Below are 25,280 nucleotides of genomic sequence, written 5' to 3' on the forward strand. Positions count from 1 at the left end.
AATAACTGTTAAATTTTAGTTTCCCGTGTAACAAGATTATAATTTCGGACTCCAATTAGAGAAATCAAAAAAATTAAATTATGTACAATTTTTCAATTAAACCGGTTGTATTGGCTTCTGCCTTACTGATGGGTTTAAGTTCCGGATTCGCACAGGACAACTTAGTAAATGCTTTAAAGAATAACGCGAGTTCAAACAGTAAAGAATCGTTTAAATTTACAGACGTAATTAATCTTGAGAACACTTCTATCAAGAACCAGGGTTCATCCGGTACTTGCTGGAGTTATTCGGCTAACTCTTTTATCGAATCAGAAATGATCCGAATGGGAAAACAGCCGGTTGAATTATCCCAGATTTTCTCTGCGCGTAATGCGTATGTAGAAAAGGGAAAAATGTATGTTCGTATGCATGGTGCCGTTACTTTAGGTGATGGTGGTGCTTTTCACGATGTTATGAACATGTACCGAAAATATGGTGCTGTTCCGCAAAGTGTTTATACCGGGTTAAACTACGGAACTGACAAAAATAAATTCTCAGAAATGAGCGCTATCATGGAAGGCGTATTACAGGCGGTTGTAAAGAATCCTAACGGAGAATTAACACCAAACTGGGAAAAAGCATATACTTCTGTTGTAGATTCTTATTTAGGACAGGTTCCGGCTTCTTTTGATTACAAAGGAAAAAAATACACTCCGCAATCTTTCGCTAAAGAAGTTGTAGGTATTAATCCTGACGATTATGTAGAAATCTCTTCTTTACAGGAATATCCTTATTATACTAAATTCACTTTGTTAGTACCGGACAACTGGGCTTTTGACCAGGTTTACAATGTTAAAATGGACGAATTAACAGAGATCATTGACAACGCTGTTAAAAAAGGATACACTGTTGCATGGGCTGGTGACGTGAGCGAAAAAGGATTCAGCTGGAAAAATGGTGTTGCCTTTGTACCGGAGAAAAACTTTGCAGACATGACAGCAGAAGAAAAAGCAGACATGTTTAACGGTCCAAAACCGGAAATGAAAATTACCGAGGAATTGCGTCAGAAAGCTTTTGACAATTATACAACTACAGACGACCACGGTATGCACATCGTTGGAATCGCTAAAGACCAGAACGGTAAAGAATACTATATCGTGAAAAATTCATGGGGTGTTAGCAATGACTATAAAGGGTATTTGTATATGAGCAAAGATTTTGTGAAATACAAAACTACAGACTTCATGGTTCACAAATCGGCTTTACCGGCGGCTATCGCAAAAAAATTAAAAGTATAAATACTATCATCATCAATCAAGAAAAATCCCGGGGCATGCTCCGGGATTTTTCTTTAATACTAATTCTAAAAAAATGCAGTTATATTTATACAAAACTTTAGTATATGCGGATAAAAAAATATTTCCTGTGTTTTTTGCTTATTTATTTCATTTTTCATCTTTTCAGCTTCCTGTTTGCATTGGTCTTAAACCCAATCGTTTTCTGGTCGGCTAAAAACCTTTTTCATATCGGTTATACTTTTGAGGCAAGAGGTTACGGCAGCGGTGATTATACTTATAAATACATTGAAACGTTCTGGCATCTTTGCCTGAGTTTTATCCTGGCCTTTCCGTTAAACATGCAGCTCAGCCAGCTTAAAGACAAGAATATCTATAAAGCACTGGCCTATTTTTTCCTGGTATTGCTTCGGGTTTACCTTGCTTTTTATATGCTTGTTTACGGATTCAGCAAGGTGTTTCCTTTTCAATTTCCTCCTGTTCATTATTTCAGGCTGGCGCAACCTTATGGCGAATCGTCACCAATGGGTCTTGCCTGGACCTTTATGCAGTATTCTCCCTATTACACGGCTTTTACCGGCCTTGCAGAAATAATCGGAGGGTTGCTGTTACTGCACCGGAAAACCGTCACACTGGGCGCTGTTATCCTTACCGGAGTTATTTCGAATATTGTGATGATGAATTTCTGCTATGATATTCCGGTAAAGTTAAATTCGATGCACATGCTGCTTGCTGCCCTGATCCTCTTATTGAATGACCGCAAGCGGCTGCTTACGTTTTTTATACAGAACAAACCAACTGCAGCATACGAAGCTCCTTATAACCTTAAAGACAAACGAACAGAGAAGCTCCTGGAAATGGTAAAAACGGGGTTTAAATTATTATTGTTTGCCGGTATTTTTACCGCCTATACCCTTTCGTATATAAAAATGTCAAATCAGGAAGAAGACAATCCGGAATTATTCGGGTTCTATGAAGTGAAGACCTCCGACAAACCGGTACCTTATGTGAGTTTCGTTTTTGAAACCTATAACGGTGCACAGATTCGCTATACCAATAATGAAGAGCAAAAATTCAATTCAAAGATTGACAGTATTGCGCATACCATCCAATTGTTTTCTATTGAAAAGGACAGCACCGTAACGCCCAAAGAAGTGAGCTTTCAGTATACGAAAACCAAAGACGGCTTAATACTGAACACAAAAGATACGGTCAAAATAGAGTTAAAGCTAAAAACAAAAGAAGATTTCCTGCTTACAAACAGGGGATTTCACTGGATAAATGAAACGCCTTTTAACCGTTAAAACAAAAAGCCTCACAAATTTGTGAGGCTTTTTTATAACAACAAGTTGTTTTTATTCTGTTGGATCTTTCATTACAAAACTCTCCATGAATTTTGTAGTATAGTTACCCGCTACATAATCCGGCTCATCCATTAATTGTCTGTGGAACGGAATGGTAGTTTTAATTCCTTCGATTACGAATTCATCCAAAGCACGTTTCATTTTATTGATCGCTTCTTCTCTGGTTTGCGCCGTTGTAATTAACTTGGCAATCATTGAATCATAATTTGGCGGAATGGTATATCCTGCATAAACGTGAGTATCCAAACGCACTCCGTGTCCTCCAGGAGAATGTAAAGTCGTGATTTTTCCAGGTGACGGACGGAAATCGTTATAAGGATCTTCCGCATTGATACGACATTCGATAGAGTGCAATTGCGGTAAATAGTTTTTACCGGAAATCGGCACACCCGCAGCTACTAAAATCTGCTCGCGGATTAAGTCATAATCAATTACCTGTTCTGTAATAGGGTGCTCTACCTGAATACGGGTATTCATTTCCATAAAGTAGAAGTTTCTGTGTTTGTCAACAAGGAACTCTACTGTACCGGCACCTTCATATTTAATATATTCGGCTGCTTTAACGGCTGCTTCACCCATTTTTTCACGTAATTCATCGGTCATGAATGGCGAAGGTGTTTCTTCCGTTAATTTTTGGTGACGACGTTGAACCGAGCAGTCTCTTTCAGAAAGGTGACAGGCTTTTCCATAAGAATCTCCAACAATCTGGATTTCAATATGGCGAGGCTCTTCGATCAGTTTTTCCATGTACATACCATCGTTTCCGAAGGCAGCACCAGCTTCCTGACGGGCGCTTTCCCATGCTTTCAGAAGATCTTCTTCTTTCCACACAGCACGCATCCCTTTACCACCACCACCGGCAGTAGCTTTTAACATTACCGGGTAACCAAATTCTTTAGCCAGTTTTTTAGTTTGTTCGAACGATTCTAATAATCCTTCAGAACCTGGAATAGTTGGAACACCAGCTTCTTTCATGGTTGCTTTGGCTGTAGCCTTATCACCCATTTTGTCAATCATTTCTGCAGAAGCTCCGATGAATTTAATGCCGTGTTCCTCACAAATTTTTGAAAACTTAGCGTTTTCAGAAAGGAAACCGTAACCCGGATGAATCGCATCTGCATTTGTAATTTCTGCAGCAGCAATGATATTTGACATTTTCAAATAGGATAAATTACTTGGTGGTGGTCCTATACATACTGCTTCATCAGCAAACTTAACGTGTAAGCTTTCCGCGTCAGCTGTAGAATAAACCGCAACCGTTTTTATTCCCATTTCTCTACAGGTTCTAATAACACGAAGTGCAATTTCTCCCCTGTTTGCAATTAATATTTTTTTAAACATCTCTTGAAACTTTAAATTTGGATTCTAAATTTTAAATCATTCTAAATGAGGCATAAAAAAACCATCATTCAAAATTTAGCATTTAAAATTTCTTATGATGGGTCTACTAAGAATAACGGTTGATCGAATTCAACTGGAGAAGCGTCGTCCACTAATACTTTAACGATTTTACCGGAAATTTCCGATTCAATTTCGTTAAACAATTTCATTGCTTCAATCACACAAACTACGTCTCCTTTATTGATTGTACTTCCTACTTCAACGAATGGTGCTTTATCCGGAGATGGTTTTCTGTATAGGGTACCGATGATAGGCGATTTAATAGTAATGTATTTTGCATTTTCATCAGCTGCCGGAGCTTCAGTTACAGCAACAGGTGTTGCCGGAGCTACAGCTTGCGGTACAGCAACCTGAGGTGCTGCAGCCTGCATTGGAACATGTTGAACATATGTTGTTTCAGCTGCTCCTGCCTCTGTAGTTTTAATGGTGATCTTAAAATCATCCATCTCTAATTTTACTTCGGTAGCACCAGACTTCGCTACAAATTTGATTAGGTTTTGAATTTCTCTAATATCCATCTTGTTCGGAATTTTGATTTAGTTAGTTTATTGTTTGTTATAAGCCCATTTTAAGTAGATCGCTCCCCAAGTGAAGCCACCACCAAATGCAGCAAAAATTATATTATCTCCTTTTTTGAAAGAGTTCTCAAAATCGGAAAGTAGTAATGGCAACGTTGCAGAAGTGGTATTGCCATACTTCTGAATGTTTACCAACACTTTAGATTCGTCGAGTTCCATTCGGCTTGCCGTCGCATCAATTATTCTTTTATTAGCCTGATGAGCAACCAACCAGTTAACATCTTCTTTGGAAAGATTGTTACGTTCCATTATTTTCTCACTTACATCTGCCATTCCTGAAACCGCATATTTGAAAACGGTTTTTCCATCCTGGTGTACAAAGTGTTGTTTGTTTTTTACGGTTTCTTCCGAAGGTGGCAGGATAGATCCTCCTGCTTCGATTTTCAAAAATTCTCTTCCTACACCGTCACTTCTTAAAAATTCATCCTGAAAACCAAGTCCTTCCGTATTGGGTTCAAAAAGTACCGCTCCGGCACCGTCACCAAAAATGATGCAGGTAGCTCTGTCGGTATAATCAATAATAGAAGACATTTTATCGGCTCCTATTAATAATACTTTTTTATATCTTCCGGATTCAATATAAGCGGAAGCTGTCGATAAACCATATAGAAAACTGGAACATGCTGCCTGTAAGTCGTAGGCAAATGCATTTGTCGCTCCAATTTGTGTTGCGGTATATACGGCTGTAGAAGCCACCGGCATATCCGGTGTTGCTGTAGCCAGTAATACTAAATCAATGTCTTTAGGATCAATTCCAGATTTTTCAATCAGATTTTGGGCTGCTTTTATTGCCAGAAAAGAAGTGCCTTGCCCTTCTTCTTTGAGAATACGTCTTTCTTTAATTCCCGTACGAGTGGTAATCCATTCATCGTTCGTATCCACCATAGTTTCCAGTACCTTGTTCGATAAAACATAGTCCGGAACGTAGGATCCAACTGCTGTAATGGCTGCTGTAATTTTAGTCATAAGGGTTACTTTTTCTTTTTGAAATTTTAGCTAAAAAAAGTGGTGGAAATTACAAAAAAAATCCGAAACCCAACCTCTTTTATTGCTACTTAATTCGTTTCAAAGGGTTTTTAACAAAAAAAACTCCCACATAGTGAGAGTTTTCTCTATTATTTTCTTTGATTAAGCAACAGCTTCTTGCTTATCAATTACAACTTGACCTCTGTAGTACATTTTACCTTCATGCCAGTAAGCTCTGTGATATAAATGTGCCTCTCCTGTTACAGGACATGTAGCAATTTGAGGAACAGACGCTTTATAATGCGTTCTTCTCTTATCTCTTCTTGTTTTCGAGGTTTTTCTCTTAGGATGTGCCATCTTACTATATTATTTATCCGTTAATAGTTGTTTTAATTTATCCCATCGGGGATCAATATTTTCTTCTTCTTTGTTTTGTTCTTTTGGAGCCAGTTCATTCAATTTTTCAATTGCTTCCGACTTTAATGTTCCATCCTTTATTCCGGGATGAATTCTTTTTGACGGTACGGAAAGTACAATTAGTTCATAAATGTACTGCATGATGTTGACCTGAAATTCGCCATGAGGCAACACTAGCAACTCATCGTTCTCATCATTATAGGTATCACCGAATTTTACAATCAAATTCATCTTACCTTTTATTGGCAAATCAAATTCCTCACTTGTCAAATCACAAGGAACGTTTACAGTGCCTTTGTGTTTAAAACTGAGTTCAAGCATCGTGCTTTTCTTATCCAAAACCACATCTACTTTGATATTGACATCGTTGTATTCATCAAAATCAAAGTTCTCAAAGAACTTTTTATCTATCTGATATTCAAACTGATGCTTACCTTGCTTCAATCCTACAAACGGGATTAAAAATTCTTTATCATTGTTCATAACAACAGTTTTGAGCGTGCAAAGATATAAAATTATTGTAAATCCAAACGAGTTGTAAACATTTTTTTGTTTATAACTGCTTTTGTTTTGTTTTTAAAGGGTTTTTAACCAGCTCTTTGTGTTCATTTCTATTGTGATACACATCCAGTGCCAGATAAACGGCTTCTTTAAACGAGTTATAATCCGCCTCTCCTTTTCCGGCAATTTCATAGGCCGTTCCGTGATCGGGCGAGGTTCTTATTTTATTCAGTCCAGCCGTATAATTCACTCCGTTTCCGAAAGATAGCGTTTTAAAAGGCACCAATCCCTGGTCGTGATAGTTAGCGATAACCGCATCATATTTTTCATATTGACTCAGTCCAAAAAAGCTGTCTGCCGAAAAAGGCCCGAAAACCAGGATACCTTCATCAAACAATTTTTTCAATGCCGGTTTTACCACCTCATCATCTTCTTTACCAATCACGCCGTTATCACCACAATGCGGATTTAATCCCAAAACGGCTATTTTCGGCTTTGTGATCCCAAAATCTTCAATAAGGCATTTATGTACGGTTTCGATTTTTTTCCGGATAAGGGCTTCCGTCAGGTGACTGGATATTTCATTTACCGGAATGTGGTCCGTAAACAACCCTACTCTTAAATTATCCTGAACCATCAGCATAAGCGCATCGCCTTCCAGTTCCTGATCCAGATAATCCGTATGTCCCGGAAAATGAAATTCTTCCGATTGAATATTATACTTATTAATAGGAGCGGTCACCAGTACATCGATCAAACCGCCTTTTAACGCCGCAGTTGCCGCTGTAAACGATTTAATAGCATATTTCCCTACCGTTTCGTCATTCACTCCAAATTCAAGATTAACGCCTTCTCTCCAGACATTCAGTACATTTATTTTTCCGGGTACTACCTGTTCTAATTTATCAATCCCCTGAAGATTCGAATTCAACCGCAAGGTTTTCTTGATAAAGGAGAGTATTTTCACATTTGCAAAAATCACCGGCGTGCATAACTCCAACATGCGTGTATCTTCAAAAGTTTTCAATACAACCTCACTCCCAATTCCGTTTAAATCTCCAATAGAAATTCCTACAATTATATTTTCTGCTTTTTTCACCATGTCCACTAGTTATTTATTGCTATTTTTGGATATGCAAATTTAGCAAAATAAATCAGTTATGTTTACAGGAATTATTGAAACTCTTGGCACCGTTCAGGACATTCAAAAAGAAAACGATAATATACACGTTACCGTAAAATCTTCTATAACCGGCGCGTTAAAAATTGACCAGAGTGTTTCCCACAATGGTGTCTGCCTGACCGTTGTTGCCATTAATGAAGACACCTATACCGTTACCGCAATTAAAGAGACTATTGAAAAGACCAATTTAGGCGAGTGGCACATTGGCGATACGATCAATTTAGAGCGCGGCATGAAACTGGGTGATCGTCTTGACGGGCATATCGTTCAGGGACATGTGGACCAGACCGGTATCTGCAAAAGCATTGAAGATGCTAACGGAAGTCATTATTTTACTTTCGAATACGATTCAAAGCAGAATAATATCACCATCGAAAAAGGTTCCATCACTGTTAATGGTGTAAGCCTTACGGTTGTCAATTCAAAAGAAAATGAATTCAGCGTGGCGATCATACCGTACACACTGGCACACACTAATTTCAAGGATTTCAAGGTTGGCTCAAAAATCAATCTGGAATTTGATGTAATCGGCAAATATGTCAGCCGACTACACGAGCTGCGAAAATAAAAAAAAGCGTCCTGATTAACGGGACGCTTTTTTTATAGCTATATTTTTAAAGTAATAGAATGCATAAATCAATCCAATGCCTAACAGAAAATACACACTTCCGTCAATCGGTGCTCCCGGCGGCGGCGGCGCTCCTTGTGCCGGCGGTGGCGGTACAGGTGCTCCCATTATTGTGAATGTATTTAAAACGAAACAGGAAACGACTCCTATCTTTAATGCACTGTCTTTCATTTGGTAAAAGTAAAAAATATTCTTAATGTGAATACAAAATCTTTCATAAGTTAATGTTAACCTTAAGTCACAAGCACCAACTTATTCATATTTTTACATTAAGCCATAATTAACCTATCGGACACGAATGTAGCAAGTTTTCTTAACAAAACAATGTTTTTTTTAAAAAAACAAGTGAAAATCTTATTTTTTTCGACCATCACACTTTTATAGGGGTCGAAATAACACATGCAACAGGACAATCACTTATTCCAAAGTCCGTAAATTTCAAAAAATCAGCTTCCGACCAAATTAACCGCAGCTGCCCTAAAAACCTCCTGAATCCGGGGCTATTCCCTTTTGCAGTAGCCTTTCATTACACTCTGTTAGTCCACAAAAAACAACCAAACAAAATACTGATTAACAACAATATAAGGTAAAATTACTTAGTTTTTAAAACCCGTAATATCACCCTTTTTTAACCGCTTTTTTAATCCTTACTTAGTAGTGTCATTCCGAAGCTTCATTTTTTTGACAAGCGGAAACCGAAAAGCTAATAAGAGTAGGTAAAAACAATTAAAAAATAACAATTATGAATTGGCCCAAAACTATTGCTTTGTCCGAATTAGACAAACTAAAAATCGAAAGTGCAACTAACGGACAATTAAGAAAACGCTTATTAAGCGAGCCGGAAGTTGTTTTTAAAGAAAGAGGAATAGACGTTCCGGCTGGAGTATCGCTAAATGTTGTTGAAGATACCGATAAGAGTCACACTTTTGCTTTATTGCCGTTTGTAGGAAGCGATCTGTCTAAAGCACCTTTACAAAAAGCATCCAATGCCTCTACATGGGAATGTACTACATGTACACCAACTTCTCCGATTTGTGCAGGTTCTTTAGCTTCTCTTACTTGTGCATAATTAACGGCATCGCATTGTTAATTATACCTGAGCTAAAACACGGAAAAGATTTTCTTTTCCGTAATATCTATATTGTATTCAAATGAGGTTGTTTTCCATTGTGAAAACAACCTCATTTATTCGCTTTCCCTTTACTCACTTTTAAAATCCTATAGTATGCTTGTTACAGAAAAATTTGTACCAAAAGAAACCTGTATTGACATGGAAGAAGCCGGTGTACTGGCCCGATCTCCCATAGTACCGGAATTATTCCAGGAATTACTGGAAACTGCCGAAAAAGAACTGGTTGCCACCACAAGCATTTCTACAGCGTTATTTAAAAGTGCCTTACCCGACTTTATCCTATGCTACGAGCAGCACCTGGCGCGGCTTACCAATCTTACCATCCTGCAGCGTTTTTCCAGCTTTCACCTGGCGCTAAACCCTTTATGGAGACCCAGAAAAGCAACCCCCGGAAAAGCGGCAACAGGGAGTTCCAGAACCATTCTGGATGCTTATATTAACTGGGAAGAAACCCTGAAATTACTTTCAACAGAAGGACCGTATCCCGAATTAGGCCGCTTAGTCGCCCTGACAAAGAAAAACTGGCTGGAAAATACCCGCATAATGCTGGAACGCATTGCACTGCATCATGAAGAAATCGCCCGGCTGATGGGCATCACAACAACAGCATTAGGAAATCTTAAATCGGCAAAATTCGGAATATCCGACGCACACAATAATGGTCAAACCGCCGCTATTTTGTCTTTTGGCGATCGAAAAATAGTATACAAACCCCGTTCTCTTGACGGAGAAGAAGGCTGGAATGCCATTGTAAACGAGGTCCTGAATACCCGGATGAAAAAAGCAGTGCTTGTTCCTAAAATCATCAAAGGCGATGGTTACGGCTTTATGGAGTTCATCGGCTCCGAAGATTGCTCCCATACCGATGAGATACAATTGTGTTACGAACGGTACGGCGCCATCCTGGCTATCGCACACGTGATCGGCACCTGCGATCTGCATCATGAAAACATCATCGTTTCCGGTGCTCATCCGGTTGTTATTGATGCCGAGCCTTTATTCCGGGCACGCCTCGGCATTTCCCAAAGCGGTGAAGACCGGCTAAAATTCGAACGAAACCTGTCGCTCGAAGGTTTAGACGTAAAGGAATCCGTTTTAGAATTGGGAATCCTTCCTTTGGTCATGAAATCACCGTTAAAAAATGAAGAAAATGAAGACATTCAGGCAGAGCATGAAATCGGAGCTTTGGTTCCTTACGGCCTGGAGTCTTTTTACGATATGCTTCCCTGCGCAAAAGACAGCGACGACCTGCAAATAAGACCTATCAAAGTAAAAGCCTCCTCTTTTCCGAACCTGCCTTATTTAAACGGCACTGTTCAGCTACCAAAAGATTATCTTGACGAAATCATCAATGGCTTTACCGCTACCTATGAGTATCTGGAACAGTACAAAGACGATTTTCTTTCTGATGACGGCTTTTTAAAAAATTTCGAAACCGCTAAAATCCGGATGCTGGCACGACCAACAATGGATTATACCAACATATTATCCCGTTCCCTGAGTCCGGAGGTTTTAAACGACTATGAAGCCCGTAAAGAGCTCATAAAAACCGACCTGGAAATTACATCCTGTCAAAGAATGGACACTATAGACGGCTTGCTGGAAACCGAACTGAACAGTATATTGGGCGGAGATATCCCTCTTTTTGAACTGCCTTCCAATGTACTGCAATACAAAGCATCGGCATTGTTGTCCACTCCGTTAGACTGTGCCAAAAGCCGATGGCAGGCTATGGACAGTTTCGACAAAATGCTGCAGGTTACCAGTATAAAGGAACGATTGCTGCAACGGGAAAAGAATGTTATTGCCAACAAACCCACTACATTTCAATCCGGGGATTTATTGCAGCATGGCCTTGAAATAGCCGCTTCGCTTTATGATGCTGCTATTTCCAAAAACAAAGCGCCACACTGGGTATACACCAGTTATGCCCCCGGTTTTGCTGCAACCATGGCACATATTGACCGGGAATCGCTCTATGAGGGAGCTGCCGGAACGGCTTTAGTTTTAGCCGAAGCCGGGCGTCTCGGCGGTCAGCGGGAATGGCAGCAACTGGCAGTAAATGTTTTTGATCCTTTGCTAAACGGCGAAAAACCTGTTGCCGTCCATCGGGGTGCCGGAATCGCCAGAGGACTCGGCGGCCTCCTCTACTCGATGACAAGAATTGCCCAGTCGGCAGACAGCGATCAGCTTTTAAACACCGCGACTACCATTGCCACACAATATGCTCCTGAAATCAACGAAAAAGAGGTGCTGAATGAGGTTTTATATGGCCGCGCCGGGTTACTGCTGTCCTTATTGTCGCTATACAAAGTAAATCCGAATGCACGCTTACTGGCAATAATAGACGACATTGCGATCACCTTAAAAAGAAACGTCATTAGCAACAGTGAAGAGGCTTACTGGCAGGTTCCAAACGGCAAACCGCTTCCACACGTAAGCCACGGAAATTCCGGAATAGCAATGGCTTTAGCCAGATGGGCAGCATTGAGAGGCGATGATGCCGCTGCACAAATTGTTTTAAAAGCCATGCAGTTTGATGATAACTTCTGGAATGAAAAAGAAAAAGGCTGGGACGATGCGCGTTTCCTTCATTTAGACCACGACAAGAAAACCAACTGGAGCTGGTGCAACGGCCGCTCCGGAGCTATTTTATCCCGATTATCGATTGCCCAGGCACTGGGCATCCCCTTTGAAAGCAACGCAATGATCTCCGATTCCATACAGGCCGAAAAAACAGACGTACTGGAAGATGTTTCCTCCGGTTTGTGCTGCGGTACGGCCGGCGTAATTGACGCCATGCTGGAAGTAAAACATCATTGCTGTAATCATCATCATATAGACGCAACATTGGAGCATGCCGTAAAAGCAATCGCAACAAAATCGCCTTGCAGCCATTATTCCACCTTAACATCGTCCCTGTTTACCGGTTCTTCCAGCCTGGCATTTAGCTTAATGCGAGCCGCTAAACCGGATGCCGTTAAATCGGTCTTGTTTTTTGAATAATCCTGAAACGCTACGAGATCTTTAACATAATTGATTTTAAGTTTTTTGTTGTGGATTTACTGATATATATTCTATTTTCAATCCTGATAGCAGCAGGTGCAATACCGCTGCCGTAAAAAACAAAAAAAGCGCTACATTACTGTAGCGCTTTCCATTAAAAACCTGTGGTCCCACCTGGGCTCGAACCAGGGACCACCTGATTATGAGTCAGGTGCTCTAACCAACTGAGCTATAGGACCGGTTTTGAGGTTGCAATATTACTATTATTTTTTATTTAGTGCAAGCTTAATTCGAAATTTCTTGACATAATTCCACCAAAACCCCGTTCGTTCCCTTAGGATGAAGAAACGCTACCAATTTATTATCGGCCCCTTTTTTAGGGATCTCGTTTAGCACCGTAAAACCTTCTGCTTTTAACCGCGCAATTTCCGATACGATATCTTCCACATCAAAAGCGATATGGTGAATGCCTTCCCCTTTTTTCTCAATAAATTTCGCAATAGGGCTATCCGGATTGGTCGCTTCCAGCAATTCAATTTTATTGGGTCCGTTCATAAAGAAAGCGGTTTTTACACCTTCACTGGCTACTTCTTCCTGTTTGTAAGCCGGAGCTCCAAACAGCTTTTCAAAAACAAGATTGGACACTTCCAAGTCTTTTACGGCTATACCGATATGTTCAATTTTTCTCATCTGAATATTTCAAAAATTTCTTTAAATCCCGCCGGAGATTCTGCTTTTATTCTTAAAACAAAGATAAAAAACTTTATCCGGCTGCAACTTTAAAAATTTACTACTCAAAAAATCGTATTTTTGCAGCATGGAAACAAATAGACAAAAAAAGATAGGAACCGTTTTGCAAAAAGATCTTGTAGATATTTTGCAGGGCGAAGTGCGTAAAAACGGAATTAGCAATCTAATTATTTCTGTATCAAAAGTGAGCGTTACGACGGATTTATCCATCGCAAAAGTATATTTAAGCATCTTCCCGCCCGAAAAAGGACCGGAACTTTTAAATGCGATCCGCACCAATACCCCTTTAATCAAACACGACTTATCACAACGTGTAAAATTACAATTGCGTAAAGTGCCGAACCTTTCTTTTTATATCGACGACAGCCTTGACTATATCGAAAAGATAGACAAAGCCCTTACCGGAGAAGAAAACCCGATTGAAAACCCGGAACTTTTAATCAAAAGAAAGAAATCATAATTGAATTTCCCGTTTTACATAGCAAAACGTTATACGGTTAGTTTCAGTAAGAGTACTGCCATTAACATTATTACCGGGATTGCGTCGCTGGGCATTATTGTCAGCGCCATGTCCCTGTTTGTTGTGCTATCCGTATTTAGCGGTTTGCGGGAATTCAGTCTTTCCTTTGCGAATGATACCGATCCCGATCTGAAGATATCGGGCACCACCGGAAAATCATTTGAAATCAGTCCGGAACAGGACACACAGCTTAAAAACTCCAAAACCATTGCCTTATACAGTAAAGTTGTGGAAGAACGGGTTCTTTTCTATTTTAACGGAAAAGAACAGGTGGCTTACCTGAAAGGCGTAGACAGCATTTTTAAAAACATCAATCCTTTTGACAAGAAATTCTACGGCGGACAATGGCTCAATCCAAATACCAGCCAGGTAGTGGTAGGTCTTGGAATCACCAACAAGCTTTCGATGGGACTATTCGATTACAACAATCCTTTCGAGGTTTTTGTACCGAAACCCGGAAAAGGCACTATCGAAAGTCCGAACGACGCTTTTAACAGAGCGGTTCTGGTACCCATCGGAATTTATGCCATTAACGAAGATCTGGACAACAAATATGTTTTTGCCGACCTTGGCCTGGCACAGGAATTACTGCAATACAAGCCCAACCAGGTTTCTGCAATGGAAGTAAAACTAAAACCAAATACTACGGATGATGCGGCTATAGCCGAATTAAAAACTATCTTTAAAAACAAGGTCACCGTAAAAACACGTGCGCAGCTAAACGACAGTTTATACAAAATGCTGAACACCGAAAACATTGCCGTTTACCTCATCTTTACACTGGTAATTGTTGTAGCCTTATTCAATCTGGTCGGTGCCTTAATCATGATGATCCTCGATAAAAAAGGCAACCTGAAAACCCTTTTTAACCTGGGTGCCGAAATCCGGCACCTGAGAGGCATTTTCCTGTTACAGGGCAGCCTGCTCACCTTTACAGGAGGCGTTATCGGACTTCTTTTAGGAATTATAATTGTCATTCTCCAAAAGCAGTTCTCGCTGATCATGGTTACACCAAGCATGGCATATCCGGTTGTTTTCAGCTTTACCAACATCCTTATTGTTTTACTGACCATCATGGTTTTAGGCTTCCTGGCGTCATTAATCGCTTCGAGCCGTGTCAGTAAAAAATTATTGCAATAATTATTGCCGTACAAAATAAATCGTACATTTGTCACTCTCAAAATTGAAAGCCGATGATTGTTTCTGTACAGTCCTAAAGGCATCCATTGCTGATTAGGACATTCCGATTTGTTTTTTTCGCCCTATTCTCAGGGCTCATTAATCATTAATCCTAATTTGTTATGACAGAAACCCCTATATCACAAGGTTTATTCTCTAAAATTTTCAGCACTATAAAACAAGCCGTTAAAGGCGACGAAACTTTCGATTTTACATCCGGAAGCATTAAAAAAGCAGTCATCCTGTTAGCCATTCCAATGGTTTTGGAAATGCTGATGGAATCCGTTTTTGCGTTAGTCGATTTGTATTTTGTCGGCCACCTGGAGCACAGCAGCTATGCTATACAGACGGTTGGTCTTACCGAATCGGTAATTACGATTATTTACTCGTTAGCCATCGGAATCAGTATGGCAGCCACAGCCGTAGTAGCACGCCGTATTGGTGAAAAAGATCCCGTTGCCGCAGCCAAAGCCGGTATGCAGGCGATTGTTATTGCCGTAACGATCAATACCGTTATCAGCATTTTAGGTTTTATTTTTGCCAAAGAGATCCTGTTGCTAATGGGGGCATCGGAAGAAGCGGCTGCCTATGGCGTGAATTTCACCCGTATCATGATGGGCGGAAGCTTATGCATCATGCTGCTTTTCCTGATCAACGGTATTTTCAGAGGAGCCGGAAATGCGGCGATTGCAATGAAAAGTCTATGGATTGCCAATATTTGCAACATCATTTTATGCCCGATATTAATTAACGGATTCGGCCCCATTCCGGCATTCGGATTAACCGGTGCTGCTATTGCCACCACTACCGGAAGAAGCCTTGGTGTTGTATACCAGCTGTATCATTTGTTCCGCGGAAAAGGTATTTTAAAAATCATCCCGTCTTATTTTATTCCGGATTTTGAGCAGATTAAAGCTTTAGTAAAAATTGCCGCTCCGGGCGTTCTACAATTTGTAATTGCGTCCTGCAGCTGGATCTTTTTAGCACAGCTGGTTGCAACCACCGGAGGCGATCACGGCTCTGCCGGTTACCAGACCGCTTTGCGGATCATGATGTTCTTTATCCTTCCGGCCTGGGGACTAAGCAATGCCGCCGCTACTCTGGTAGGGCAGAATTTGGGTGCCAAGCAGGTGGAACGTGCTGAAAAATCGGTTTTAACAACCGCAAAATATAATGTCATATTTATGGTAACGATTACCGTAGTTACGTTTTTATTTGCCAACTATATCATTGGTTTTTTCACAAACGATATTCAGGTAAAAGACATCGCCGTTGAAGCTCTGCACATCATCTGCCTGGGCTATGTATTTTACGGAATCGGGATGGTATTGATCAACACCTTTAATGGTGCCGGCGATACCCTGACACCAACGTGGGTAAACTTTTTCGGATTCTGGCTGTTCCAGATCCCACTGGCCTATTTGCTGGCCAGATACTACCAGATGGGTCCTACCGGTGTTTTTATCGCCATTCCGGTATCGGAAACTGCGATCACGATTGCCAGTATTATTTTGTATAAAAAAGGGCGCTGGAAACGCATTGAAGTATAACAAACAAAAAGGAGCAACTGCGTTGCTCCTTTTTTTATAACATCTGATAATCCGAATAGGCTTCCTGGATTTCATCCAGTATCCGGAATAAGGCTTCCCCGTCATCGGTAGTTACCAGTTTCTGACGGTATTCTTTAAATCCGTGGATTCCTTTAAAATAATTGGTATAATGACGGCGCATTTCTACAATACCAACACGCTCCCCTTTCCAGTCCATTGACCAGGTAAGGTGGTTTCTTGCTGCTTCCACTCTGTCCTGTATGGTTGGCGTTGGCAGTAATTCCCCGGTATTAAAATAATGTTTGATCTCGTTAAATATCCATGGATATCCAATTGCAGCACGCCCGATCATAATACCGTCCAATCCGTAGCGGTTTTTATATTCCAGTGCTTTTTGCGGACTGTCGATATCGCCGTTACCAAAAATAGGCATCGTAATTCTCGGGTTGTTTTTCACGCGTTCAATATGGCTCCAGTCGGAATGCCCTTTATACATCTGGGCACGGGTTCTTGCATGAATCGTCAGCGCCTGCACGCCTACATCCTGTAGTCTTTCGGCCACTTCATCAATATTGATCGAATCTTCATCCCAGCCCAGTCTTGTTTTTACCGTTACCGGAAGATGGGTACTTTTAATGACCGCTTTCGTGAGGCGCACCATCAGGTCGACATCTTTCAACACTCCGGCTCCGGCTCCTTTGCACACCACTTTCTTTACCGGACATCCAAAATTGATATCCACCAAATCCGGCTCGACCGTTTCCACGATTTTTGCCGAAAGCGCCATGGCTTCTTCATCACCGCCGAAAATCTGAATCCCAACCGGTCTTTCATAATCGAAAATATCCAGTTTTTTACGGCTTTTCATTGCATCGCGTATGAGTCCTTCCGAAGAGATAAACTCCGAATACATCAAATCTGCGCCATGAAGTTTGCACAGCCTGCGGAAAGGCGGATCGCTCACATCTTCCATAGGTGCCAGCAATAACGGATAATCGGGTAATTCTATGTTGCCAATCTTGACCATCTTCTACATTTTGGCGCAAAATTACGAATTTTTCAGCGATTCTTTTTCTTAAGAAATGTTTAAAGCTTTTTTAAGCTGCTTTACAGGAAAGCATTAACGCTTTCCGAAGGCATAAAAAACAGCCTTAATACTCCTTTCAGCCGGGCTGTTTTCCTGCAAATCCGGGCGAAACAGTGTTATGCCGCCGTTATTTTTACAGTTAGCAGCAAAAAAGGTGCCGATTTAAAAATTAATCGTTTGTAACTGTTTAACTTTAAATTATATTTGCCGATTATTTCACTACCTTTATATGTTGGACCATGGTGAATGATGACTAATCGGAGCGTATAAGCTGCTGATTGGATGCGTAAAGGATTGCAGCGGCATCCTTTTGTCTCACGAAGTGAGCAAAAGATACAGCGGAAAGCCTGGCCTGCTTCCGGCAGGATACGCCCAAATAAACTTGATACTAAACGAAGATGAAGCATATTAGAAATTTTTGCATTATTGCACACATCGATCACGGAAAAAGTACGTTAGCCGATCGATTGCTTGATGCCACCCAAACCGTAACGGCCCGTGAGCAACAGGCGCAGTTACTGGACAACATGGACCTGGAGCGTGAGCGTGGAATCACGATTAAAAGCCACGCCATCCAGATGGAATATACCTATAAAGGGGAACAATATATCCTGAACCTGATTGATACTCCGGGACACGTGGATTTCTCCTATGAGGTTTCCCGTTCCATTGCTGCCTGCGAAGGTGCTTTATTAATTGTAGATGCTGCACAGAGTATACAGGCGCAAACGATCTCCAACTTATACCTTGCTTTGGAAAATGACCTGGAAATTATCCCGGTACTGAACAAAGTGGATTTACCAAGTGCAAATCCGGAAGAAGTGAGCGATGACATCGTAGATTTATTAGGCTGCAAACACGACGAGATCATTCCGGCTTCCGGAAAAACAGGTCTTGGCGTAGACAAAATATTAGAAGCTATTATTGAGCGTATCCCTGCTCCGAAAGGCGATAAAGAAGAACCGCTTCAGGCTTTGATTTTCGACTCGGTTTACAATCCGTTCCGCGGTATTGAAGTTATTTTCCGTGTTATTAACGGTGAAATCAAAAAAGGACAGAAAATCAAGTTCATGGCTACCGGCAATGAATATTATGCTGACGAGATTGGTACTTTAAAATTAAATCAGGTTCCCAAACAGGTTGTTTCTACAGGCGATGTTGGGTATTTGATTTCCGGAATTAAAGAAGCCCGTGAAGTAAAAGTGGGTGATACTATTACCGATGCCAAAACGCCGACGCAAAACATGATTAAAGGCTTTGAGGATGTGAAACCAATGGTATTTGCCGGTATTTATCCTGTTGATACGGAAGATTATGAAGAATTGCGTAACTCTATGGAAAAACTGCAACTAAACGATGCTTCTCTGGTGTTCACACCGGAAAGTTCGGCGGCTTTAGGGTTTGGTTTCCGTTGTGGTTTCTTAGGAATGTTACACATGGAAATTATCCAGGAGCGTTTAGAGCGTGAATTCAACATGACGGTTATTACAACGGTTCCGAACGTTTCGTACCTGGCTTACACCAAAAAAGATCCGGAAACGGCGCTGATTGTAAACAACCCTTCGGATTTACCGGAACCTTCAAAATTAGACCGTGTAGAGGAGCCGTACATCAAGGCGACGATCATTACCAAATCGGACTTTGTGGGTAACGTAATGTCTTTGTGTATTGAAAAACGTGGCTTGATTACCAACCAGACGTATTTAACGACCGAGCGTGTGGAATTGAATTTCGACATGCCGCTGGCCGAAATTGTATTTGATTTTTACGACCGTTTAAAAACGGTATCCAAAGGATATGCTTCTTTTGACTACTCTCCGATTGGAATGCGTACGTCAAAATTAGTAAAACTGGATGTCCTGCTGAATGCGAATTCTGTGGATGCCCTTTCTGCGCTGATTCACGAAGACAATGCATATAACATTGGTAAAAAAATGTGTGAAAAGCTGAAAGAATTAATCCCGCGCCAGCAATTTGATATTCCGATTCAGGCTGCTATCGGCGCCAAAATTATCGCCCGTGAAACCATTAAAGCGTTGCGTAAAGACGTAACCGCAAAATGTTATGGTGGTGATATTTCCCGTAAGCGTAAGCTACTTGAAAAACAGAAAAAAGGTAAAAAACGTATGCGCCAGGTGGGTAACGTAGAAATCCCGCAGGAAGCATTTATGGCTGTATTAAAGCTGAATGATTAACATAGAAGACCTGATATAATCAGGTCTTTTTTTTATACTGCTGTAACCCTCCTCCGAATAAATTATACTGAAAGTTTAAAGTAAATTTAATTTTAAAACAATATTTACAATATTTTAACTTTAAATAGCTTTTTAATTAATCATAACTGCAATTTAATTGCATTTTCACAATATCGAAAAGCGTTTTTTCGTTAACTTTACATGGCTAAAAATCATTTTAGTTATGAGAAAATTTATCCCCATTTTAATATTTCTCTTTAATCTCTCTTTATATGCACAAGGGATCACTATTGACACGACTTCACAGAGCGTTCCGCAGCTGATCAGCAACTCCCTTTTACAGAATTCCTGTTTTAACGAAACCAACTTTCAATATTCTTCCCATCGCGGTATCGGGCAGTTTACGAGCACCAATCCGAATTTCCCGATTCAAAGCGGTATCATTATTCGTAACGGTATCGCGAAATATACGGAAGGGCAATATACCGGATTAAACGAAAGCAGTGTGCTCACCGCAGCCGGCGATCCGGATTTACAAAACATCAGCAATGCCAGCGGACAGCCGTCATCTATAAACGATGTGGCGTATATACAATTTGATTTCACGCCCTTATCCAGCAGTTTTAGTTTTGATTTTCTTTTTGCATCCAACGAATACGGTCAGTACCAATGCGGGTTTAGTGATATTTTCGCCTTTTTACTTACCGATCTGACCACCGGTGTGACCACTAACCTGGCGGTCGTACCGAATACAGCCATTCCGATTTCGGTAAAAACCATCCGCGACAATCTCTACAATTCCGGCTGTACATCATCGAATCCGAATCTATTCGGCCGTTATAATGTTACCGATGTTGCCAATTCTGCCATTAACATGCGCGGAGAAACTGTCCTGCTGACCGCTTCCTCTGCCGTAACGCCCAACAGGGCCTACCGCATTAAACTTGCCATAGGCGATTATAACGATGCTAATTTTGATTCAGCTGTATTTATCGCCGGGAAAAGTTTTGTAACCAATACCGATTTAGGACCGGACACCACGATCTGCCAGGGAGAAACCATACTGTTGCAATCGGGATTAGGACCGCAGTTCAATCATGTCTGGACTTTTAACGGCTCTATAATTCCCGGAGCAACCGCAGCCACATTAACCGTTACCCAGGCCGGAACCTATGGCGTGATTGCCACAACCGGCAATGGCAGCTGCCAGATAACCGACGACATTGTGATTACCGATCTGGCTATCACAACGCCAAATGACCTGAGAGTCTGCAACAACGGACAGAGTACTTTTGTATTTAACCTGACACAAAACAATGCGGCTGCTTTGGGCCTGAATAACGCCAGCTTTGAATTGCTGTATTATGCTTCTTTAGCCGATGCCAATGCGAACAATCCTATTCCGCAATCGGATCTGACAGCTTATTCCAGTGCCGGCAACCAAACCATATACATTAAAGTGAGAAGACTGAGCAACAATACAATTTGCAACAATCTTATTTCCTTTAACCTGCTGGTCAATGCCATGATTACGGCTACACAACCGCCCAATCTGTCCAGATGCAGCACCCGTTCCGGAAATTTAAGCATTAACTTAACGGTTCAGACTCCCATAATTTTAAACGGACAGAATGCCAACGCTTTCAGCATACAGTATTTCACTTCCCAGAGCAATGCTCAAAACAATACTGCTGCGATAAGCAATCCGGGTGCTTTCACGATGACTGCCGGGCAATCGCCAATGACCATCTGGGTCAGAATGTCCGATAGTAACAATCCGGGATGTTATGCCCTGGTTAGCTTTGATGTGGTTATCGAACCGCTTCCTCCGGTAGACACCCATCCCAACGTAATTGAATGCAGCAGCTATACGCTGCCGCCTTTGGTAAACGGGCATTATTTTTCCGGTCCGAACGGCACGGGCGTTCCGCTCAATCCGGGTGACGTGATTACACAACAGGGTACCTATTTTATTTTTAACGGCCCGATAGGCCCTTTAGGCTGTACCGACCAGAATTCTTTTATGGTAACGTTAATCGATCAGTTGAGTTTTCCGGATACCGGTTGCGGCCAATATATCATCCCAAGTGCGCCGGCAGGGAATTTCTATACCGGACCGGCTGGAACCGGAACACTGCTGTCACCGGGAACCGTATTGACAACCAATCAGACCATTTATTTTTATGCGCTTGTTAATGGCGTTCCCTGTCAGGAAAAAACCTATAACATTACCATTTTCCCGTTACCACCGGTAGATACTCCGGCCGATGTGGTAACCTGCAACTCCTATGTATTGCCGGCGCTCACGAATGGTAATTATTATACCGGAACCGGAGGAACCGGAACCCAGTTAAGCGCCGGAGCCACCATTACCGCCAGCCAGACGTTATATGTATATGCGTTTAACGGAACCTGTCCTAACCAGCATCCTTTTCGCATCAATATTATTGACACTGCTGTTTTTCAGCCAATAACCGCCTGCGGAGAGTTTATACTGCCGGCCATTCCGATTGGCAATTATTATACCCAGCCGGGAGGCAACGGTACCGTTATTCCGGCCGGAACAAGCATCACCACATCACAGACAGTTTACTATTATGCCAATACCACCACCACACCCAATTGTACGGACAATCTGAACTACCAGCTGACGATACTGCAAAAACCGGTAGTGGACACTCCGGCTGACCGGTTGGAATGTGCCCAGTACCTGCTTCCGCCATTAAACAACGGCGCTTACTTTACCGGAACCGGAGGAACCGGAACACCATTAAATGCCGGTACTGTTATTACAAGTACGCAGACCCTTTATATTTATGCGTCTTCCAGCAATGGCTGTACGAACGAGCATCCTTTTACTGTTACCATAAGACCCTTACCGCCAATAGATAGTTTTACAGACGTATATACCTGTACTTCTTTTACCCTGCCGCAGTTAACCAACGGTAATTATTATACCGGAACCGGAGGAACCGGAACCCAATTAAACGCCGGAACCGATATTACGACCACCCAGACCATTTATATCTTTAACAACTGGAGTGATTTCCCGCAATGTACTAACGAAACGATGTTTACCGTACATGCTCTGGGCATTGATGTCGGCACGTTTGACGATATCCGCGCCTGCGACAGCTATACCCTGCCCAATTTAACTATCGGGAATTATTATACACAGCCTAACGGACAGGGCAGCCTACTTCCTGCCGGAACAGTTTTAACCACTACCCAGACTATTTATGTGTATGCCGTTTCCGGAAACCGGTTTACCTGTACCGATGAAGATGATTTTCTGGTTACCGTTTCCGTAACTCCTGTTTTACCTGTATTTAACGATGTAGAGCGCTGCGGAAGCTATACCCTGCCGGCGATACCGCTTGGAAATTATTTTAGCGCTTCCGGAGGAACGGGTACTGCTTACAATGCCGGTGACGTTATTTCCGGTTCGCAGACCATGTATGTTTATGCTGCCGCCGCGGATAACAGTAACTGTTTTGATGAAAAACCGTTTCAAATTACCATTCATCCTTTACTGGATTTAGCTCTTGCAGACGGCACCATCTGTGTCGATCCGGTAACACAGGCCGTCATCACGCCTTATACCATAAACACCGGGTTAAGCCCTTCGCTGTTCACGGTGGAATGGTCCTTAAACAACCAGGTCGTGCATACCGGACCCGATTATACCGCCACACAAACCGGTACCTATACCGTCAGCACTATAAAACTAACCCCGGAATCGGGTAATGATTGTAATTACAGTCCGGAAACCGTTATTGTCGATCAATCCAGTGTTGCCATAGCCACGCTGTCCATCAGCGAGCCTTTTGCCGATTCCAGCACGATTACCGTAAACGTTACCGGAGGTTACGGGAATTACGTTTTTCAGCTTGACGACGGTGGCGAACAAACGTCCAATGTTTTCAACAATGTATCGGGAGGAGAGCACTGGGTCAGCATTATTGATACCAAGGCTAATTGCGGCCTTATCCGCTTAAAAACCTATATCCTGAAATATCCTAAATATTTCACTCCGAACGGTGACGGTTATAACGACACCTGGAACATCCCGGATTTGCGCAATCAGAAAGATGCCCGGATCTATATTTTTGACCGTTACGGAAAATTCTTAAAAGAAATCAGCCCTAACGGAAGCGGATGGAACGGAACTCTTAACGGTTATCCGCTACCTTCAACCGACTATTGGTTTAAGGTTCTTTTTAAAGATAACGGAGATCAAAAAGAATTCAAAGCCCACTTTTCACTGAAACGATAAGCGCCGTTTTTCAGTCCTTTTAACATTCTTATCCTGTGCGTTTTTTTTATTTAACTTTGCACTCTTATAATTTATTCAAATGATAGAAGATAAAACGCCTCAAAGAACAAGTTTGTCCCAACTGGGTGAATTTGGATTAATAGATCATTTAACCAAAAATATCCAGATCAGCCAGCCTTCTACCCTGAAAGGAATTGGTGATGACGCTGCCGTTCTGGATTTTAAAGATAAAAAAGCCGTTATTTCTACCGATTTATTAGTAGAAGGTGTTCATTTCGATCTGGCTTACATGCCGTTAAAGCATTTGGGTTATAAAGCTGTGGTGGTGAATCTTTCCGACATCTGCGCGATGAATGCCAAACCGACCCAGATAACAGTTTCGATTGCCGTTTCAAACCGTTTTCCGCTGGAAGCACTGGAAGAACTTTATGATGGAATTGCACTGGCTGCCAAAATTTACGATGTGGATGTTATTGGCGGCGACACGACTTCTTCTCAGAAAGGTTTATTAATCAGCATTACGGCTATTGGAGTAGCGACTGAAGAGGAACTGGTGTACAGAACCGGCGCTAACGATAATGATTTATTGGTGGTTACCGGCGACGTTGGTGCGGCCTATATGGGATTGCAGGTACTGGAACGCGAAAAGCAGGTATTCCAGGTGAACCCGAACAACCAGCCGGATCTTGACAATTATACCTATTTAATAGAACGCCAGTTAAAACCGGAAGCCCGTAAAGACGTTAAAGAGTTATTACAGGCTTTGGATTTAAAACCTACGGCTATGATTGATATTTCTGATGGCTTGTCATCCGAGATCATCCACCTGTGTAAGAATTCCGGAATTGGCTGTAACCTATATGAAGACAAATTACCGCTTGATCCGCAATTGATCAATACCTGTGAAGAGTTTAATGTAGACAGCACGACGATTGCCATTAACGGCGGTGAAGATTATGAATTGCTTTTCACGATCAAGATGGACGATTTCGACAAGATTAAAGGAAACCCTAATTTTACGGTAATCGGTCACATGACACCGGAAAGCGAAGGCATCCATTTAATTACAAGAGCAAACACTAAAATTCCTTTGAAGGCAAGAGGCTGGAACGCTTTAAACGCTGAGTAATAAAATAATTCCAAAAAAAAAGCGTTAGTACATTACTAACGCTTGATTTTTAATGAGCTAAACCAAATCCTCTATTTGGCTGGGCTGAAGCAAGACCTTTTACAGGCTGGGCTAAAGAAGGTAATCCACTATTTTTACCTTATA

General features: G+C 41.5%; 21 protein-coding genes and 1 tRNA gene. 11 read left to right on the forward strand and 11 right to left on the reverse strand.

Annotated features, from left to right (window positions below; all coding sequences use genetic code 11):
* Positions 1-80 precede the first annotated feature (80 nt).
* Both BGO42_RS12260 and BGO42_RS12265 read left to right on the forward strand, forming a co-directional pair.
* Complete coding sequence (locus BGO42_RS12260; RefSeq protein WP_177730440.1) at positions 81-1,277, forward strand: C1 family peptidase; 1,197 nt, start codon at positions 81-83, stop codon at positions 1,275-1,277.
* Positions 1,278-1,381: 104 nt separating this feature from the next.
* Entirely contained in the window at positions 1,382-2,578 is a 1,197-nt protein-coding gene (locus BGO42_RS12265; protein ID WP_273244360.1) for a DoxX family protein, read from the forward strand.
* Between the two features lie 51 nt (positions 2,579-2,629).
* On the opposite strand, the gene accC is transcribed toward BGO42_RS12265, so the two are convergent.
* The 6 genes from accC to pdxA all read right to left on the reverse strand — a co-directional run bounded on the left by accC (position 2,630) and on the right by pdxA (position 7,603).
* Positions 2,630-3,979: an acetyl-CoA carboxylase biotin carboxylase subunit gene (accC, locus tag BGO42_RS12270; RefSeq protein ID WP_177730444.1), complete on the reverse strand. Its 1,350-nt coding sequence runs from the start codon at positions 3,977-3,979 to the stop codon at positions 2,630-2,632.
* A gap of 92 nt (positions 3,980-4,071) precedes the next feature.
* Entirely contained in the window at positions 4,072-4,557 is a 486-nt protein-coding gene (gene accB, locus BGO42_RS12275) for an acetyl-CoA carboxylase biotin carboxyl carrier protein (RefSeq protein ID WP_177730446.1), read from the reverse strand.
* A 27-nt stretch (positions 4,558-4,584) separates the two neighbouring features.
* Positions 4,585-5,583: a beta-ketoacyl-ACP synthase III gene (locus BGO42_RS12280; RefSeq protein ID WP_177730448.1), complete on the reverse strand. Its 999-nt coding sequence runs from the start codon at positions 5,581-5,583 to the stop codon at positions 4,585-4,587.
* Positions 5,584-5,745: 162 nt separating this feature from the next.
* Complete coding sequence (gene rpmF, locus BGO42_RS12285; RefSeq protein ID WP_082482157.1) at positions 5,746-5,940, reverse strand: 50S ribosomal protein L32; 195 nt, start codon at positions 5,938-5,940, stop codon at positions 5,746-5,748.
* A 9-nt stretch (positions 5,941-5,949) separates the two neighbouring features.
* Positions 5,950-6,483: a YceD family protein gene (locus BGO42_RS12290; RefSeq protein WP_177730450.1), complete on the reverse strand. Its 534-nt coding sequence runs from the start codon at positions 6,481-6,483 to the stop codon at positions 5,950-5,952.
* 70 nt (positions 6,484-6,553) lie between these two features.
* A complete protein-coding gene (pdxA, locus tag BGO42_RS12295; RefSeq protein WP_273244356.1) occupies positions 6,554-7,603 on the reverse strand; it encodes a 4-hydroxythreonine-4-phosphate dehydrogenase PdxA in 1,050 nt (349 codons plus the stop codon).
* Positions 7,604-7,661: 58 nt separating this feature from the next.
* On the opposite strand from pdxA, the gene BGO42_RS12300 reads away from it, so the two are divergent.
* Positions 7,662-8,252, forward strand: coding sequence for a riboflavin synthase (locus BGO42_RS12300; protein ID WP_273244354.1), 591 nt, complete (start codon positions 7,662-7,664; stop codon positions 8,250-8,252).
* Positions 8,253-8,267: 15 nt separating this feature from the next.
* Here the strand turns inward: BGO42_RS12300 and BGO42_RS17965 are convergent, their stop codons facing one another.
* Complete coding sequence (locus BGO42_RS17965) at positions 8,268-8,483, reverse strand: Fjoh_0651 family PID-CTERM protein (RefSeq protein ID WP_502686366.1); 216 nt, start codon at positions 8,481-8,483, stop codon at positions 8,268-8,270.
* Between the two features lie 571 nt (positions 8,484-9,054).
* Here BGO42_RS17965 and BGO42_RS12310 point away from each other — a divergent pair.
* Together BGO42_RS12310 and BGO42_RS12315 are read left to right on the forward strand one after the other, a co-directional pair.
* Entirely contained in the window at positions 9,055-9,381 is a 327-nt protein-coding gene (locus tag BGO42_RS12310; protein WP_177730477.1) for a hypothetical protein, read from the forward strand.
* Between the two features lie 156 nt (positions 9,382-9,537).
* A complete protein-coding gene (locus BGO42_RS12315) occupies positions 9,538-12,450 on the forward strand; it encodes a type 2 lanthipeptide synthetase LanM family protein (RefSeq protein WP_273244352.1) in 2,913 nt (970 codons plus the stop codon).
* A gap of 165 nt (positions 12,451-12,615) precedes the next feature.
* On the opposite strand, the gene BGO42_RS12320 is transcribed toward BGO42_RS12315, so the two are convergent.
* Together BGO42_RS12320 and mce are read right to left on the reverse strand one after the other, a co-directional pair.
* Positions 12,616-12,689 (reverse strand) — tRNA-Ile (locus BGO42_RS12320).
* A gap of 46 nt (positions 12,690-12,735) precedes the next feature.
* Positions 12,736-13,140 (reverse strand): methylmalonyl-CoA epimerase, encoded by a 405-nt coding sequence (gene mce / locus BGO42_RS12325; RefSeq protein ID WP_177730486.1) that lies wholly within the window; start codon positions 13,138-13,140, stop codon positions 12,736-12,738.
* Positions 13,141-13,267: 127 nt separating this feature from the next.
* Here mce and rbfA point away from each other — a divergent pair, with 127 nt between their 5' ends.
* The 3 genes from rbfA to BGO42_RS12340 all read left to right on the forward strand — a co-directional run bounded on the left by rbfA (position 13,268) and on the right by BGO42_RS12340 (position 16,449).
* Positions 13,268-13,660, forward strand: a complete 393-nt coding sequence (gene rbfA / locus BGO42_RS12330; RefSeq protein ID WP_177730489.1) for a 30S ribosome-binding factor RbfA — start codon at positions 13,268-13,270, stop codon at positions 13,658-13,660.
* Entirely contained in the window at positions 13,661-14,860 is a 1,200-nt protein-coding gene (locus BGO42_RS12335; RefSeq protein ID WP_273244349.1) for an ABC transporter permease, read from the forward strand.
* Between the two features lie 161 nt (positions 14,861-15,021).
* Positions 15,022-16,449, forward strand: coding sequence for an MATE family efflux transporter (locus BGO42_RS12340; protein ID WP_273244347.1), 1,428 nt, complete (start codon positions 15,022-15,024; stop codon positions 16,447-16,449).
* 34 nt (positions 16,450-16,483) lie between these two features.
* Here the strand turns inward: BGO42_RS12340 and dusB are convergent, their stop codons facing one another.
* Together dusB and BGO42_RS12350 are read right to left on the reverse strand one after the other, a co-directional pair.
* Positions 16,484-17,476: a tRNA dihydrouridine synthase DusB gene (gene dusB / locus BGO42_RS12345; RefSeq protein ID WP_273244345.1), complete on the reverse strand. Its 993-nt coding sequence runs from the start codon at positions 17,474-17,476 to the stop codon at positions 16,484-16,486.
* A gap of 176 nt (positions 17,477-17,652) precedes the next feature.
* Positions 17,653-17,943: a hypothetical protein gene (locus BGO42_RS12350; protein ID WP_273244343.1), complete on the reverse strand. Its 291-nt coding sequence runs from the start codon at positions 17,941-17,943 to the stop codon at positions 17,653-17,655.
* Here BGO42_RS12350 and lepA point away from each other — a divergent pair.
* The 3 genes from lepA (at position 17,935) to thiL (ending at position 25,136) form a co-directional block, all read left to right on the forward strand.
* Positions 17,935-19,731: a translation elongation factor 4 gene (gene lepA, locus BGO42_RS12355; RefSeq protein ID WP_177730497.1), complete on the forward strand. Its 1,797-nt coding sequence runs from the start codon at positions 17,935-17,937 to the stop codon at positions 19,729-19,731. The genes BGO42_RS12350 and lepA overlap by 9 nt on opposite strands.
* A gap of 223 nt (positions 19,732-19,954) precedes the next feature.
* On the forward strand, positions 19,955-24,007 hold the full coding sequence (locus tag BGO42_RS12360) for a T9SS type B sorting domain-containing protein (RefSeq protein ID WP_273244339.1): 4,053 nt from the start codon (positions 19,955-19,957) through the stop codon (positions 24,005-24,007).
* Positions 24,008-24,086: 79 nt separating this feature from the next.
* Entirely contained in the window at positions 24,087-25,136 is a 1,050-nt protein-coding gene (thiL, locus tag BGO42_RS12365) for a thiamine-phosphate kinase (protein ID WP_273244337.1), read from the forward strand.
* The last annotated feature ends 144 nt before the right edge of the window (positions 25,137-25,280 follow it).

It is taken from the genome of Flavobacterium sp. 40-81 (assembly GCF_001898245.1).
Taxonomy (GTDB): Bacteria; Bacteroidota; Bacteroidia; order Flavobacteriales; family Flavobacteriaceae; genus Flavobacterium; species Flavobacterium inviolabile.

Bases quoted from the DNA above. Each gene is read 5' to 3' on its own strand.
- BGO42_RS12260 (WP_177730440.1), top strand. From the start codon at position 81: ATGTACAATTTTTCAATTAAACCGGTTGTATTGGCTTCTGCCTTACTG.
- BGO42_RS12265 (WP_273244360.1), top strand. From the start codon at position 1,382: ATGCGGATAAAAAAATATTTCCTGTGTTTTTTGCTTATTTATTTCATT.
- accC (WP_177730444.1), bottom strand. From the start codon at position 3,979: ATGTTTAAAAAAATATTAATTGCAAACAGGGGAGAAATTGCACTTCGT.
- accB (WP_177730446.1), bottom strand. From the start codon at position 4,557: ATGGATATTAGAGAAATTCAAAACCTAATCAAATTTGTAGCGAAGTCT.
- BGO42_RS12280 (WP_177730448.1), bottom strand. From the start codon at position 5,583: ATGACTAAAATTACAGCAGCCATTACAGCAGTTGGATCCTACGTTCCG.
- rpmF (WP_082482157.1), bottom strand. From the start codon at position 5,940: ATGGCACATCCTAAGAGAAAAACCTCGAAAACAAGAAGAGATAAGAGA.
- BGO42_RS12290 (WP_177730450.1), bottom strand. From the start codon at position 6,483: ATGAACAATGATAAAGAATTTTTAATCCCGTTTGTAGGATTGAAGCAA.
- pdxA (WP_273244356.1), bottom strand. From the start codon at position 7,603: ATGGTGAAAAAAGCAGAAAATATAATTGTAGGAATTTCTATTGGAGAT.
- BGO42_RS12300 (WP_273244354.1), top strand. From the start codon at position 7,662: ATGTTTACAGGAATTATTGAAACTCTTGGCACCGTTCAGGACATTCAA.
- BGO42_RS17965 (WP_502686366.1), bottom strand. From the start codon at position 8,483: ATGAAAGACAGTGCATTAAAGATAGGAGTCGTTTCCTGTTTCGTTTTA.
- BGO42_RS12310 (WP_177730477.1), top strand. From the start codon at position 9,055: ATGAATTGGCCCAAAACTATTGCTTTGTCCGAATTAGACAAACTAAAA.
- BGO42_RS12315 (WP_273244352.1), top strand. From the start codon at position 9,538: ATGCTTGTTACAGAAAAATTTGTACCAAAAGAAACCTGTATTGACATG.
- mce (WP_177730486.1), bottom strand. From the start codon at position 13,140: ATGAGAAAAATTGAACATATCGGTATAGCCGTAAAAGACTTGGAAGTG.
- rbfA (WP_177730489.1), top strand. From the start codon at position 13,268: ATGGAAACAAATAGACAAAAAAAGATAGGAACCGTTTTGCAAAAAGAT.
- BGO42_RS12340 (WP_273244347.1), top strand. From the start codon at position 15,022: ATGACAGAAACCCCTATATCACAAGGTTTATTCTCTAAAATTTTCAGC.
- dusB (WP_273244345.1), bottom strand. From the start codon at position 17,476: ATGGTCAAGATTGGCAACATAGAATTACCCGATTATCCGTTATTGCTG.
- lepA (WP_177730497.1), top strand. From the start codon at position 17,935: ATGAAGCATATTAGAAATTTTTGCATTATTGCACACATCGATCACGGA.
- BGO42_RS12350 (WP_273244343.1), bottom strand. From the start codon at position 17,943: ATGCTTCATCTTCGTTTAGTATCAAGTTTATTTGGGCGTATCCTGCCG.
- BGO42_RS12360 (WP_273244339.1), top strand. From the start codon at position 19,955: ATGAGAAAATTTATCCCCATTTTAATATTTCTCTTTAATCTCTCTTTA.
- thiL (WP_273244337.1), top strand. From the start codon at position 24,087: ATGATAGAAGATAAAACGCCTCAAAGAACAAGTTTGTCCCAACTGGGT.